The sequence below is a fragment of the Ellagibacter sp. genome (assembly GCF_048412355.1).
GTDB lineage: Bacteria > Actinomycetota > Coriobacteriia > Coriobacteriales > Eggerthellaceae > Ellagibacter.
Window position 1 is genome coordinate 54,074 of sequence record NZ_DBFSAP010000047.1, and the last position, 14,569, is coordinate 68,642.

11 protein-coding genes are annotated in these 14,569 nt (G+C 58.9%); 4 read left to right on the top strand and 7 right to left on the bottom strand.

What is annotated here, in order from left to right:
• The first annotated feature begins 212 nt into the window (after positions 1-212).
• Positions 213-1,553, top strand: coding sequence for an MFS transporter (locus ACMRQN_RS07005; RefSeq protein WP_417062451.1), 1,341 nt, complete (start codon positions 213-215; stop codon positions 1,551-1,553).
• A gap of 85 nt (positions 1,554-1,638) precedes the next feature.
• On the opposite strand, the gene ACMRQN_RS07010 is transcribed toward ACMRQN_RS07005, so the two are convergent.
• Positions 1,639-1,914, bottom strand: a complete 276-nt coding sequence (locus ACMRQN_RS07010) for a DUF3343 domain-containing protein (protein WP_418734383.1) — start codon at positions 1,912-1,914, stop codon at positions 1,639-1,641.
• Complete coding sequence (yedF, locus tag ACMRQN_RS07015; RefSeq protein WP_418734384.1) at positions 1,914-2,528, bottom strand: sulfurtransferase-like selenium metabolism protein YedF; 615 nt, start codon at positions 2,526-2,528, stop codon at positions 1,914-1,916. Before yedF ends, ACMRQN_RS07010 begins: the two co-directional genes overlap by 1 nt.
• A gap of 274 nt (positions 2,529-2,802) precedes the next feature.
• Between yedF and selA the strand changes: the two genes are divergently transcribed.
• Entirely contained in the window at positions 2,803-4,263 is a 1,461-nt protein-coding gene (gene selA, locus ACMRQN_RS07020) for an L-seryl-tRNA(Sec) selenium transferase (protein WP_418734385.1), read from the top strand.
• Entirely contained in the window at positions 4,260-6,194 is a 1,935-nt protein-coding gene (selB, locus tag ACMRQN_RS07025) for a selenocysteine-specific translation elongation factor (RefSeq protein WP_418734386.1), read from the top strand. Before selA ends, selB begins: the two co-directional genes overlap by 4 nt.
• Before the next feature lie 179 nt (positions 6,195-6,373).
• On the opposite strand, the gene ACMRQN_RS07030 is transcribed toward selB, so the two are convergent.
• Positions 6,374-7,030 carry a LysR substrate-binding domain-containing protein gene (locus ACMRQN_RS07030; RefSeq protein ID WP_418734387.1) on the bottom strand — a complete coding sequence of 219 codons (657 nt, stop codon included), beginning with the start codon at positions 7,028-7,030 and terminating at the stop codon, positions 6,374-6,376.
• A 10-nt stretch (positions 7,031-7,040) separates the two neighbouring features.
• A complete protein-coding gene (locus ACMRQN_RS07035) occupies positions 7,041-8,381 on the bottom strand; it encodes a phenylacetate--CoA ligase family protein (protein WP_277013194.1) in 1,341 nt (446 codons plus the stop codon).
• Between the two features lie 182 nt (positions 8,382-8,563).
• Here ACMRQN_RS07035 and ACMRQN_RS07040 point away from each other — a divergent pair, with 182 nt between their 5' ends.
• Complete coding sequence (locus ACMRQN_RS07040) at positions 8,564-9,508, top strand: LysR family transcriptional regulator (protein WP_418734388.1); 945 nt, start codon at positions 8,564-8,566, stop codon at positions 9,506-9,508.
• Between the two features lie 54 nt (positions 9,509-9,562).
• Here ACMRQN_RS07040 and ACMRQN_RS07045 read toward each other — a convergent pair whose 3' ends face one another.
• The 3 genes from ACMRQN_RS07045 to ACMRQN_RS07055 all read right to left on the bottom strand — a co-directional run bounded on the left by ACMRQN_RS07045 (position 9,563) and on the right by ACMRQN_RS07055 (position 14,564).
• Positions 9,563-9,712 (bottom strand): DUF5679 domain-containing protein, encoded by a 150-nt coding sequence (locus ACMRQN_RS07045; RefSeq protein WP_170264504.1) that lies wholly within the window; start codon positions 9,710-9,712, stop codon positions 9,563-9,565.
• A 114-nt stretch (positions 9,713-9,826) separates the two neighbouring features.
• The gene (locus ACMRQN_RS07050) at positions 9,827-13,186 is read right to left on the bottom strand and encodes an aminopeptidase (RefSeq protein WP_418734389.1); all 3,360 of its coding nucleotides are present in this window, start codon (positions 13,184-13,186) and stop codon (positions 9,827-9,829) included.
• A 55-nt stretch (positions 13,187-13,241) separates the two neighbouring features.
• A complete protein-coding gene (locus ACMRQN_RS07055; protein ID WP_418734390.1) occupies positions 13,242-14,564 on the bottom strand; it encodes a hypothetical protein in 1,323 nt (440 codons plus the stop codon).
• Between the last annotated feature and the right edge of the window lie 5 nt (positions 14,565-14,569).

A 14,569-nucleotide genomic window follows, 5' to 3' on the forward strand; every position in this document is an offset into this window, starting at 1 on the left:
AAGCTAAGCCCGAGCGAGAGACCATCCCCTCCGCTCTCTAAAAGCCCCTTCTTCCCTCGAATTTCAACGAAGGGGCAGCATCGCTGGGGCGGGTGCTCTTTATCCCAAAACCCGCCCCTCCAAAAAGCTTACCCCGTCTGCAAAGGCGGTTGACATACACAGCTGAAAACGGGCGCATAAGGGGATAGCGCCCAATCTAAGGAGGAGAAACTATGCCAAGAATCAACACTGCTATACGTTCCGTCTGGGGGGTGTCCGAGATAGGCTTCTCGATAGCCGCGACTCTCGAGACCGCCTTCTTCCTATTCTTCCTGACCGACGTGGCACAACTTCCGCTTGCCATCTCGGGCGTCATCGCCGCAAGTGCGTCGGCCGTCGACACCGTATCTGCCCTTTTGGCGGGCGTGTTCATCGACAAGTTCCACTTCAAGAAGGGTAAGTACCGCCCCTGGCTCATCATCGCTCCGATCATCGCCATGGTGTTCTTCATCATGTGCTTCACCAAGGTGGGCGGCGACGTTGTGGCAGGCATCGTCATCAGCATCGGTTATGTCGTGAGCCACTTCTGCTGGAACATCACGTACGCGGGCATTCGCAGCATGACCAACGTTCTCACCGACGAGCCTTCCGAGCGCGCGTTCCTGTCGGGCCGCCTGGGCGCCGGCGCCGCACTCGGCCGCGTGATTGCGTCGAAGCTCGTGCCGCTGATCACGACCTCCCTCGCCGCGCTCGTCAGCGGCGTACTTGCCTACTCCATTTGCGCCGCTGTTGTGTCAGTCATCTACATTATCGCGATGGCCATCTGCTTCTTCGCGACGAAGGGATACGACACCGAAACCAAATCGGAAGGCAAGAAGATTTCTTTCAAGGCGATGGGCAAAAATATCGTCACCAACCCGAATCTCATCGGCGTCGTACTCCACGACATCCTGCGCCTCATCGCCTACTACACGGTCGCTGCAGGCACAGCGTACTATGCGAAAGTCGTCCTGGGTGATGCGTCCGCTTCGGGAACCATCCTCATGATGTTCTACCTGGGCTGTTTCGTGGGCTCGTTTATCGCCGCGCGCGTCGCTAAGAAGCTCGGCACCAAGAACACCACCATCGTGGGCGTCGCAGGCTGGCTCGTGATCTGGGTCATCGCCTACGTCCTGCAACCAGGGTATGTGCTTCTGAACGTGCTGCTCGTGCTTTCGCAGGTGTTCTTCGGCCTTTCCTATGGCCTGTCCGCAAACCTGTACTCCATGTGTGCGACCTGGAGTCACTGGAAAACTGGCGAGAACACGCTCGGCACCACGATGTCGATCATGACCGTGTCGGTGAAGCTCGGCGTCACCCTGCGCGCGATTATCCTGCCGGCGTTCCTCTCGCTTGTCGCCTATGACGCCACAGCAACCGTCTTCGACGCTGCCGCTATCGCAGGCATCGAGCAGATGTACTTCCTGCTGCCGATCGGGCTGCTCGTTGTGTCACTTATACCGTTCCTGCTGCTGTTCAAGATTAAGGACTCCGACGTCACGAAGATGAACGAGGAGATCGCCCAAAGGGCATAGTGGGAAGAACCGAGGACTGCTGAGGTTTTCCGCCTCAGCATGCAAAGAAGGGGCCGAACGATTTCGGCCCCTTCTTGTTGTTCGACTACGAGAGCTTCGTGTACCCTGTCGCCTCGTAGAGCGTAGCGCATTTCGCGGCGTCGCCCGTTACGGTATCGGCGACGAAGGCTTGCGCTTCCGCCGCACCTTCCGCCTTGAACTTGAGCGACATGCCGCACCCCGCGCTGATCTCGCGCGGAGTCGGGATGAGCGCGAAGGAGGCGCCCGCCGCTTTGAAGGCCACCTGCGCCGCCATCGCGGCATGCGTCGAGTCGAAGGCGAGCACGAATGGTTGCGCGTCCGCCACCTGAGTTTCCCCCATTACAGCGTGATGGTCTTTGCAGACTCGCGCATGCGCTCGAGGATGTCGTACATGTTGGAAACCTCGCCGACGGAGAGCTCATCGGCGATGCCGAAGAAGTTCAGGCACGTGCCGCACACGAGCACCTCGGTGCCCTGCTCCTCGAGCTTTTTCACCGCCTCGATGACCTGCTCCTCGCCCGGTGCGACCAGCTTCACGCCAGCGTTCATGAACAGAAGCGACGTCGGCGGGTCGCCCGCCTCGGAAAGCGTGTAGAGAGCCATCTTCATAAGGTTGCGGCCAAGTTCAAGATCGCCATCGCCCACGAAGTCCTTGCCGACGAACACGGAATACCCGCAACCGCCCGTGGTCGTGCATGCGCTTCCCGCTTCGGGAATGACGGCAGGAGCCTCGACCTCGGTGCCGTCGCCCTCACCGAAGGTGATAAGCCAGCCGCCCTCGATCTTGTCAACCGACGTGGCCATGTTCTTCTTCTTGCCAAGACGCGTGAGGTTCTTCACGGCCGTCTCGTTATCGACCTGGATAGCGAGCTCCGTCGCGCCCGCGTCGAGCTCCTTTTTCGCCATAACGAGAGGCATAGGGCATTGCTTGCCAAAACCGTCGAGGATTTTCATGGGGAATCCTTCCTTGCTGAGGCCCGCGCGTGCGGGCACGGTGAATTGCGCTTGTTTCACGTGAAACAAGCTTCTAAGCAGGCGAAAATGCAGAATGTCGCGCGGCGGCAGAATCACGCGGCGAAAAATCGCTCTGTCAAGGATGAGTATAACGCAGAAACGCAGAGAGAGCCCCATCTGGCGGACGCGATGGCCGCAATCACGTCCGAGGGCGACGGAAAAGCCGCTCACTGTTACAATCTGAGTCACCGTTTCTCGCAAGAAAGGCGCATTCATGACTTCGCAGTCCCCGAACGACAAACTCCGCTCGCTTCCTCAGGTTGAGGAAGTCCTCCACGATGCCTCGCTCGAGACCCTCACCGAAAGCGTTCCCCGAGACTTGGTATGCGACGCTGTGCGCACGAGCATCGACGAAGCGCGGCAAGCCATTCTCGCGGGGAGCGACGCCGACACATCCATCCCGAGCATCGTGCGCGCGACCCGCATGAGGCTTCTCGCGCTGAACCGTCCTTCCCTGCGGCGCGTTGTGAACGCAAGCGGCGTCATCATCCACACCAACCTCGGACGAAGCGTTCTCGCGCCCGCCGCCGTGCAGGCCGTGAACGAGGTCGCAAGCGGGTACTCGACGCTGGAATACGACACCGACGCGATGGCTCGCGGCTCGCGCCATTCCCACTGCGAGCAGCTCATCTGCACGCTCACCGGCGCCGAGGCCGCAATTGCTGTGAACAACAACGCCGCGGCGGTCATGATGGTGCTCTCCGAATTCGCCGCAGGTCACGAAGCTATCGTCTCGCGCGGCGAGCTCGTCGAGATCGGCGGGTCGTTCCGCATCCCCGACATCATGGCGCAATCGCATGCCACTATGGTGGAAGTCGGCGCCACGAACAAGACGCACCTTTCCGACTACGTGCGAGCGGTCACGCCCGACACGGCCATGGTCTTGAAGGTGCATCCCTCGAACTACCGCCTGATCGGTTTCACGGAATCGGTAGCTATCTCCGAGCTGCGTTCACTTGCCGACGACGAGAACACCGCCCGTGAGCAGGCAGGCGGAACGAGCGGGGACAAGCTCCTTGTCTACGAGGACCAGGGGTCGGGTGCATTCATGCGCCTGACTTGCTTCGGCGACTACGCCGAGCCCACCGTCTCCGAATCGTTGCAAGCCGGAGCCGATCTCGTGTCGTTCTCAGGCGATAAGCTGCTCGGCGGCCCCCAGGCGGGCATCATCGTCGGGGCGAAGCCGCTGATCGCGCGCCTGAAGAAAAATCCACTCGCCCGCGCGCTGCGCCTCGACAAGATGACGCTCGCCGCGCTCGAGGCCACATTGCGCCTCTACCTGAACCCCGAGAACGCGCGCCGCGAAATCCCCACCCTGCGCATGCTCACCGAAACCGCCGATGAGGTCCGCGTCCGCTCCAAGAAGCTTGCGAGCATGCTGAAGAAAGCGCTCCCCGCAGATGCCTGCGAGGTTTCCATCGTCGAGGAGATTTCCCGTGCTGGCGGCGGGGCGCTGCCCATGTGCGATATCCCCACCTATTGCGTGCAGGTCAAGTTCTTGCAAGGCGACGCGCTCTCATGCGATCGCCACCTCGTTTCGGAGCGACTCGTTCCCGTTGTGGGACGCCTGAAGAAGGACATGCTGCTCTTCGATGGGCGAACTGCGCTCGACGAGGAAGAAATGCAGGAAATCGTGCGCGCATGCACCGAGTATTTCGAAGGGATCGACCGATGAAGAACCACGACCTCGTCCTGGGAACCGCAGGGCACATCGATCACGGTAAGTCCTCGCTTATCCTCGCGTTGACTGGAACCGATCCTGATCGACTCTCGGAAGAGAAGCAGCGCGGTATCACCATCGAGCTCGGCTTCGCGCGCCTTTCTCTCGACGACGGCACCACCTTAGGCGTGGTCGACGTTCCCGGTCACGAGAAGTTCGTCCGCCAGATGATCTCGGGCTCGACCGGCATTGACATGGCACTCCTGTGCATCGCAGCTGACGATGGCGTCATGCCCCAAACAACCGAGCACTTGGCCGTGCTGGAGCTTCTGCGCATCCCCACGCTCGTCGTCGCGCTCACGAAGACCGACCTCGTTGACGACGAATGGGTCGAATTCATGATCGATGAGGTGAAAGGTCGCCTTGCGGGTGGACCTTACGAGAATGCCGAGATCATTGCTGTATCGAGCCGCACGGGAGAGGGGCTCGACGACCTGAAGGCGGCGCTCTGCCGGGCAGCGAAAGCAACGAAGCGCCAAAAAGCTTCCGACGGTGCTCGCCTGCCTATCGACCGCGTTTTCACAATCAAAGGCGCAGGCACGGTCATCACGGGAACGCTCTGGAGCGGCACCATTTCGATAGGTGACGAACTTGAAGTGCTCCCGAGCGGACGCATGTCCCGTGTAAGGAGCATCCAAATCCACGGAGAGAGCGTCGATCGCGCCGAGGCCGGCCATCGCGTCGCGCTCAACCTGAACGCGCTTTCCACCGAAGAGGTGCGGCCAGGCGATTTTCTCGCAGCGCTCCACACCGTCACCGCGACCGACCGCTTCGATGCCGACTTCACCTACCTCGGCCTCTCCTCGTCCGACAAACCCCTCGAAAGCGGGGCGCGCGTCCATGTTTCGCACGGAACGCGCGAGGTCACAGGGCGAATCCTTCGCATCGGGGACGAGCAGGGTTTCAAGCCAGGCGAGAGAGCCTATGCCCAAATCCGCCTCGACGAGGAGCTTCCCGTATCCTGGCAAGACCACTTCATCGTGCGGTCGTATTCCCCCGTGCACGTCATCGGCGGCGGCGTCGTGCTCCGCGCGCACCCCAAGCGCTCGACCACGGCGACCCCCGAGAAGATCGCGCTCCTCGATGCTTTGCGCGACGGAGATGGCGATCGTGCAGCGGAATGCGCGTTCAACCTTGAGAAGGCGCCGGTAACGTGCGAGGGCATCGTTCATGCAGCAGGATGCAGCCAAGCTGCGGCGAGACGAGCCCTCGAGTCGCTCGAGAAATCGCGCAAGGCCACCCGACTCTCCTCCGAGCAAGCTGGCACGAAAGAGTACTTCACCACGCCGCGCTATGTGCAGAAGATGCGCTCAACGATCGAGAACGCTCTGCTCGCCTTCCATAACGAGAATCCGACGTCGACCGGCATGTCGAAGGAGGCGCTCCGCCAGAAAGCGGCCGCCCGCCTTTCACCCGACTGCTTCGATGCCCTCCTCGCTGATGCGCAAGCTGCTAAGCGCGCTGTTGTCAACGGCGGCGAGGTTTGCCATCCCCAAGCAGGCGCTGGAGCTCAGGCGTTGGAGAAGCAGGCCGCGGAAGCCCTGCTTGCCGTACTTCGCGAGGCTGATGGCTCCCCCGCGACACTCGATGAGATCTTTTCGAGCTGCAAAATCGAGCCTTCTCTCGGCCGACGCGCCATGGCTTCCCTCGAGAAGGCGGACGAAGCGGTGCGCATCACGAAAGAACTCGCCTTCTCCACTGAGGCACTTGCCCAATTTGAACAGGCCGTTCGCACTCGTCTCGCCGACGGGGCCTCTGCGAGCGCCGCAGAACTGAGGGACGCTATGGGCACCACGCGCAAATACGCCATTCCCTTGTTGGAATATTTCGACGACAAGGGCATCACCCGCCGCTCGGGCGACGAGCGCGTGTTAACCGGAAGATAGCGCAGCGCATCTAGCGAGATAACGGCGCCGCACCACGCCGCGTGCCCAGCGAGCAGGGGGAGAAACACCCCCTTTCGTGAAACGCACTCGCTGCAGCAAGCGAACGCCCATCTCCAAGAAAAAGGCCTCAGACGGACCATTCCGCCTGAGGCCTTCGATGTTATGCGCGCCGTTTTCCCTTAGAGGGATGCGACGTAGCGCTCGAGATTCTTCTTCAGTCGACCGAGGAAGCTTTCGCCCAAAGCGGAAAGCTCGGCACCATCCTTCGTGATATACCCGAGATGGATTGTCACATCCGTCTCAAGCGAGACAGTCGTCAGCGCCGGACCATCGGCGATACCCACGAGAATACCGCTCGTCACTGTATAGCCATTGAGGGCTACACAGAGCTCAGAGAGCGAGGCGCGATCGGTCGTCGCAATCTTCTTCGCGCACACAGGGTCGCACACCGCTTCTTCCGCGAATTCAGCAGGAGCGTCTTTACCCTGGTCAAAATAGATATACGGCCAATCAGCAAGATCGTCCAACGTAAGCGACTGCGCATTCGACATCGGGTGGCTCGAGGGCAGGGCCACGCGCGGCGCCGACTGCACGAGCTCGGTGTATCGAACGCCCGCTGCTTTGAACGCCTCGTCGAGAGCGGCATCCGAAGCGGACGTCTTGAGCAGGATGCCCAGTTCGCTCACTCCCTGCGCAACATCATCAATGACGCCTTGCGTCGTGCAGTCGCGCAGCGCATAGGAGTACTCATCGCCGCCCGCCGCAAGCACGGTGTGCGCGAACGTCTGCACATCGAAGAGGTAGTGCTGACCTGAAACCGAAAACGTTTTCGACATAGCCTTCTCCTTACTTCTGCGTACGCTCATCGACGAAACGGCTCGCTTTGTGAGCGGATGACGTGCCCAGCTTGCCTGCGTCGTACACGATCACCTTAGCAGGTCGCACGCCGCAATGGGCCTTCAATGCTGCCTCGACACGCTTCGCAACCTCGGCATACGGCTCTTCGCTGCCAAACGCGCGCTCGACCGAGACTTCGTAGCGAGTCGTGTAGTTCTCGTCGTACACGCGAATGGAGTACTCGCCGGTAAGGCCCTTCGACGCGCGAACAACGTATTCCACATCGGAGGGGAACACGTTCACGGCGCCGACGATGAACATCTCGTCCTTGCGACCGGTCACGTGGATGCGGGCAAGGGTGCGCCCGCATTCGCACTTGTCGGTGCTCACATATCCGATGTCGCCCGAGCGGAAACGGATCATCGGACGTGCCTTCTTCATGAGCGTCGTGTAGGTAAGCTCACCGACGCTGCCTGGCTCAAGCACCTCACCGGTCGTCGGGTCGACAGTTTCCACGAGAATCTGGTCCTCGACGATATGCAGGCCGTCTTTCGCCTCGCACATCGCTGCGCATGCGCCGTAGATGTCGGACAGACCGAAGAAATCGACGACCTTAGCGCCCCACAAATCCTCGATCGCCTCACGCGTCGACGAGATAGAACCGCCAGGCTCGCCTGCGACGATGATGGTGTGGATGCTGAAATCTTCGCGCGGGTCGAACCCCTTCTCCTTCGCTTTCTCGCCAAGCGCCCAAGCGTAGGAAGGTGACGTCCAGATAACGGTCGGCTGATACTGCTTCAGCACGAACAGCAGGCGATCGGAAGGCACCGCGCCAACCCAGATGGCGAGCGCGCCGAGTTCCTGCGCACCCATAACGTCGGGGCCGCCGACGTAGAGCGCGAAGTTCAGCCCGTGCACGTAGCGATCGTTCGGGCGCATACCCGCTTGCCAGAAGAGGCGCGCTTCGGTCGATTGCCACAGGTCGAAGTCTTCTTGCGTGAAGGGGCTTACCGTGGGAACGCCGGTCGAGCCGGATGAGGTCGCCATAAACACGACGTCTTCCTCGGGAACGGAGCACATCTCGCCGAAGAAGCTTCCGACATGCTGCGTCTCGCGCTCCGTCTTCTTGTCGATGAAGGGGAATTTCTCGATGTCGGCGAGCGACGTGATGTCCTCGGGCTTCACACCGGCCTCATCGAAGGAGCGCTTGTAGTACACCGTGTTTTCGTATGCGTACTTCACCATTGCCTGCAGACGCTCGAGCTGGAGCTTCTCCAACTCAGGACGCGGCATGCATTCTATTTCGGGGTCGTAGTATTTCTGATCGTAGGGTATGTTCTTCTTCGCCATGCAAATACTCCTCGTTGCTATTCGTGGATGCCAGATAATAAAACCACTCGAACCTGCTTGAGGCAAGCATTTGGATTGGACTTTCTTTTGAGTACTCGTTATCTTTATAATCGATAGTTGCATATAATGCATTTGCAATACCGCCATCTACTCGAGGCGGTTTGCTTTAAGAAAGGTACTCCATGACTTTACAACAACTTCGCTACCTTATAGCTATTGCCGAATTCGGCTCCATCAATGCTGCTGCTCAAAATCTCTATGCCTCGCAGTCCAATCTTTCTACCGCGATCAAAGAGCTTGAGACTGAACTCGGAATCACCATATTCACCCGCAGCAATCGTGGCGTCACCCTCACCAATGACGGAACCGAGCTGCTCGGCTACGCACGTCAGGTTATCCAACAGGCCGACATGCTCTCCGAGCGCTACGCGAAGGGATCTTCGAGCCACGCGCGCCTGACGGTTTCGACGCAACACTACGCCTTCAGTGTGCAGGCCTTTGTCGAGGTCGCCGAAATGTACACCGGAGACGAGTACGAGTTCACTTTGAGGGAATGCCGAACTGGCGAGATTATCGACGACGTGCGAACCTTCCGTAGCGAGATTGGAATCCTCTTCCGCGATAACTTCAACTCACGTGTACTCGACAAAGCCTTTGCCGATGCAAACGTCGTTTTCACGCCGCTTTTTGATGCGCAGGTCCACGTGTTCGTCGGCGAACATCACCCGCTTGCGAAGGCGAAGATTCTCAAACTGGATGACCTTGAGGATTATCCGCGCTACTCCTTCGAACAAGGCACGGAGAATTCCTTCTACTACGCCGAAGAGCCTTTCAATCAGATTCCCCATAAGAAGGAGATCCGTTTCTCCGACCGCGGAACGTTGACGAACCTCCTTACCAATCATATCGGCTATACGTTGTCTACCGGCGTCCTCTCCTCCGAGATGCACACGGGCATCGTGTCCATCCCGCTCGACACCCGAGGCCTTCCCGGCAGCAACGGTACGATGCAGGTCGGCTATATTATCCATAGCCAGATGAAACGCAGCCCGCTTCTCGAGGATTATATTTCGATGCTCGAGAACGTCATGAAGGACAATCCGTTCGTCCACCCGTACAAGCACTAAAAAAGGCGATGTTTCACGTGAAACATCGCCTCTCGCAAGCTGAGCGCATTCGGGTTATTTAACAGCGCCAATGCGGCAGATCTTGCCCCCGCAGTCAGGGCAGGTTCCCTTCATGATGGGCTTACCGTTTTTGGTAACACCCTCAACCGGGTTCTGCATTTCCTTCTTCGCCTTGCACTTGACGCAATATGCTTCGATGGCCATTCCTATAAACCTCTCTATCGAATCGATATGGGTGGAACCAAAAGCCCGTTTCACCTCAAACGTTCGAAATTATACAGGAAGCAGACAATCTACCTCTAAGAAATCCTACTCCCCTTAGATATTCTTTAGCATTTCCACAACGAACTCGACATTCTTGGAAAGATTGTCCGATTTCACCACGTCAATCGTATCATCCTTCTGACCAAAGAACGCAGGCTTAATCCCGTCCATGCCAGCGAGATGCATAGCCTGAAAACCTTGCTGCGCGGCGTATGCTCCAGACCCCTCGCCCCACGGGATAGTCGCACCGCCCACGTGCGCGCCCGTTGCCTGAGCCGCCTTCTTCACGTAGCGCTTCATACGAGAAGAGACGGATACCTTGCGCAGCGTGCCCTCGCTCTCGATAAGCGACAGCGACCCTGCACCCATCGCCTCGAGATCCACGATGATCGCACCACGCAACTCATCGGCGTGGTCGGCGAGAAACGCCTTCATGCCGTTATGGCCGGAAAGCTCGCAGCCAAGAGCGACGAACCAGACTTCCGTCGTAATCTCGGGGTTATGGAAGTGGTAGATGCGCTCCTCGTCTTCTTCGGGCTCCACAGGCTCCGGCATCATATCTGGCGTCACGATTTCCTCTTCGGAGCGAACGTTTGCATTGCCCATCGAGATGCGCGAGAAGGCGCCTCCGTTCCAACGGCTGCGGCCACCACGGCGCGCGCCATCGTCAGACGCCGGCTCAAAAGCGGTCGTCTTGTCCTCGTAGAAGCTGTTGTCCTCGTCGTAGTAATCGTCGTCGTACTCGTCCTGTGAATATTCCCCGTAGCCAGCCTGCGCAGCTGCATCAGCCTCGTAAGACGCAGACTCGTCGCGGAAGCTCTCCCAACCACCTCGGTCGGCCCCCACAGTGCGAGCATCGAAGGAATCATCGACGTCGAGCCATTCCTGCGGCGTCATGGGAGTGTCTTCTTGCTTCTTCTTGCGGCTAAAGCGGTCGAAGAACTTGCGAACGCGAGACTTCGGCATCTCAACATACCCAGGGCCCGCGAATGCGCCTGTCTCGGTGACAGTGCCGTCGTACGCCGAATCATCAGCATCGTCGACATAGATGTCTTCGTCGGCGACATTCTCGAAAAGCTCCTCATCGACAGGGGCGAAAGAGCCTGTCGCGCTCGCAGGTGCAAAAGATCCGATCTGATTGATCGCGACCGTCGCGTCATCGGACGTTTCCTCGGCAGTTTCATTCTCTTGGGGTGCCTCCGCCGGCTTTTCAAGCGTGATTGAGCCGGAAAGCGACGGAAGAGAGCCTCTCAGGCTCGATATCGACATAGACGAAGGATGAGTCGGAGCGGCTTCCGTTTGGCCCTGAGAAGAGCTCTCAATGGACGGAATTTGAGCACGAAGTCTCTCAACAGGCGATTTTTTTCCCTTTGAGGCGTCTGCAAGAGGCGCGCGCTGCTTCTTCAGCTCGGCGACAGGCTTCAAATCTTCTGCCGTTATCGCCTCGAGCGTCGGTGCCTGTGCAGTGCGGCTTGCTTCCGCGGCCAAAGGAGCCACGAACGGCGCAGGGGCTTCCGCCGCCGCCTGGGCAGCCGCTTCCTCGCGCAGGCCGGTCACGTCGATCGGCGTCATCGCGCACGTAGCGTATTCCTCGGTCGAGGCGGGCGCGGGCGAGTCTGCAGCTCCAGCCTGAACGTTCGACATCGACGCTGCATCCTGTACGGGAACAACAGGAGGAATCGCCGTTGTGGAAACGCGCTGCTCGCCAGCGGGAGAATCGGCGGGCTGCGCCGACACTTCATTGTTAGCAATCGGAGTTGTCTCTGCGGAAACCGGCTCGACAGCGAGGGGCGCCGAGGTATCGACAGGCTTCGTCCATTCGGGCATAGACCAATCGGGGATTGCCTGATCTCTCTCCCCCGCGATGGACACACGCTCCTGTTCGATCACCGCGAAGGTAGTATCTCCGCCCTCACTCTCGAAGCCCGGTGCCTTCACTTCCATTATGGAATCGCGCATAGCAGCCAATCGCTGCTCAGTCTCGGACACAACCGCCTCGTTCGCTTCCTGGAAATGAACTCTGCTCGCGCTCACCGCGGCATCGAGCGCATCGGCATATCGAGAGCGATGGACAGGCTTGTCGTCATTCTTGGGACGCTTGGCCTTTTCCTGGGCGCGCGCAAACCACGCGGGAACGCTCGACCCGTCATCTTCAACCACCATCTCGGCGGCCGCAGGAGCATTCTGCTGCGAGGCGTCGGCATATGCAGCCTCATACGGGGAACCGAGCTGCGACATTTCCTTGTCGAGATATCCCTCGATGGGAGAACCCTGAGCAGCAGGTTGCGGGCGCGACGCCGCCAGCGCTGCCTCGGCGGCATCAGCTTGCGCCGCGATCTGTTCCTGAAGAGCAGCGGCAGCTTCGGCGGGTATCGGTGCGAAGGCGGCCGAGGTGTCCTCGCGAAGCGCCTGTATATCCTCCGCACTAGGCTTACCGAGCGGCTCGTCTTTTACCTGTACGAGATTTTCGGAAATGTCGAATACAGGGGCGGCTCCCGGCACGGGCTTTCCGGAAATCGCCGCGATTGCCGCTTTCGCCTGAGCAAGGCGCGCCTCTGCCGAACCCGCAGGTGCCTGAGCCGTTTCGTAGACCACGGAGGCCCCATCGGGAACCACACCAGCAACGCGAGCCGCTTCCTCTCCGTGGATTACCGGATCCTTTTCATGATTCTCAACAGCAGACGTGGGGCTGCCTACACGAGCGGCTGTCTCCATGAGCACAGCGACTCCTGAAGCATTGCAATTGGCGCCAGCGCTATATCCAGCTGTACGGTGCGCGAGCGCGAAGATTCCCGGAGCAATCGCGATAATCGCAGCAATCACTGTGATGATCGAGACAACGACGACGGGAGCACCCGACGCATTGCCGAGAGCCAACACGCGAATCAGCAGCAGAATTGCGGTAACCGCAGCTGCAACAGGTGCACAAAGCTTGATTATCGGAAGAATTCCCAGAAGAGGCTCGTTCAACTCAGCCTGAACCTTACCGCTATCGTAATGGGAAACGATCACGATCTTTCGATGGGAAGACTTCATGTCGGCGGCAGCGGGCTCGTATTTCGCCACCACGTTCTGACTCACGCCTTTACCGAGCATGCGAGAGAGAACCGGCTTGCCAAGCGATTCGGCGAGCATAAGACCTCCGCTTACCAGAGCAAGGAAGAATGCGAGAATTCCAATAGCGGGAACCGCAAGGCCCAAAACCACTGCAACGAGCAAGATGTCTGCACAAATGAGCGATGGCGTCTCCGTGTTGGAGGCTATGGCGAAGTCCTCGATTTCCGCTGCGAGGCCCGCTTCCTTCTGAAGATAGTCGGCGATATAGAGCGCCGCCTGCTGCTCCTCTTCGGTACCGCCAGGTCGCGGCCCGATTTCCTCGGAGAGATATGACACATGGTCGATGATATCCGGCATAGGATGCCCTTTCGCTTTCCTTTTGTATGAAGGCATATATGCTGCATACTATACGCTATTTATTGAAGGTGCCCAAATAATCACGGATAAAAGCATCTGCGCTCTGCGCTTGTGAACGGGCATTTTCATACATTTCTCGACTCGACGCCGTTTTGCTATCAAACGCTTCCACTACGAGCTCGTCTGGATCCTCCGGAAGCTTCTCCGCGAGTTCGCCCGCCTGTTTCTCCGCGTTGTTGTATGCGTCGTTGTGCTCGGTCGCCGCTTGCGTGTCGCGATTGATAAGCGCATCGTTCGATTCGATGGCGTAGCCTTGCGCCTCAAGTCGCTTATCTATGTAGCTCATATATGCGCTCAAATCCAACTGCGGAAAGAGCTGCTCGGCATTCTGCAGCGCAGTCTTCGCCTTCGAAAAGGACTCTATCGCCTGCTGGGACTTCTCTGTCGACGCCTGCATATCGGCTGACGTTGCCGAGGAAGCGATATCTGCCGCCTCGCGGGCAAGCCCGTCGGCAGCGAGAACTAACTGCCACCCTTTCGTTACCTCTTGCCTCGCTTGGAGAGCACTCACCGTGTCGTCAATTATGGCAGCGCCGCTTGTCATCATCTGACGACGAGCCGTTATCGTATCGACCACCTTTAAATCGGGGGCATTGCTCGCCTCGGAGCTGCTATTTATCGCTACTTGACCTACCGCTTCCTCTGCCGCATCAAGCTCATCGATACAGGTCGACTTCCCATCCTGCACCTTTTTCTGAACATCAAGCATATCGTCTACTGAAAGGGAGGTGACGTCATTGTTCGCTAAATCGACGACGACGGCATCTATTTCCGCCAACAGGTCGTCGGTCCCGGACAGCTCAGAGATGGCGCTGCTCAAGACCCCTTTGTACGTCTGCTGATCTTGATAGGTGCCGAAACCCCACCACGTCAACCCTCCAGCCACCGAGAGCAGTACCACGGTGAGCACGGACGATACGATCAACCGCCCGCGTTTGCGTGCACGCTTGCGCGATGCAACTTCAGCATCGAACGATCGAGGTTCACGCGCGCTGTGCGACCCATGAGCTACCCCACTCGCTCTTTTCTGCTCGAGACGACGTTGTCTGCGCTCAGATCGACTTTGCGCACGCGCTGCTGAACGCGACGCTTCCCGCTGTGTCAGCGCAAGCCCCTCGTCTTTTGACGGCGTGGATATGCGTTTCTTCTTACCAGGAAGCGTGAAAAGGGAAATTGTTCCGAAGGGGCTCGAGCTCCCTTCACCATCGAGCGAATTTTTAGCCGCATCGAGAACACTGAAGGAAATCTCGTTCGAGGTTCCCTCCGTGTTTCTCTTGATGTGCGCCGCTTTCGCGACTTTGTCGATTCGCTTAGCCATGGCAA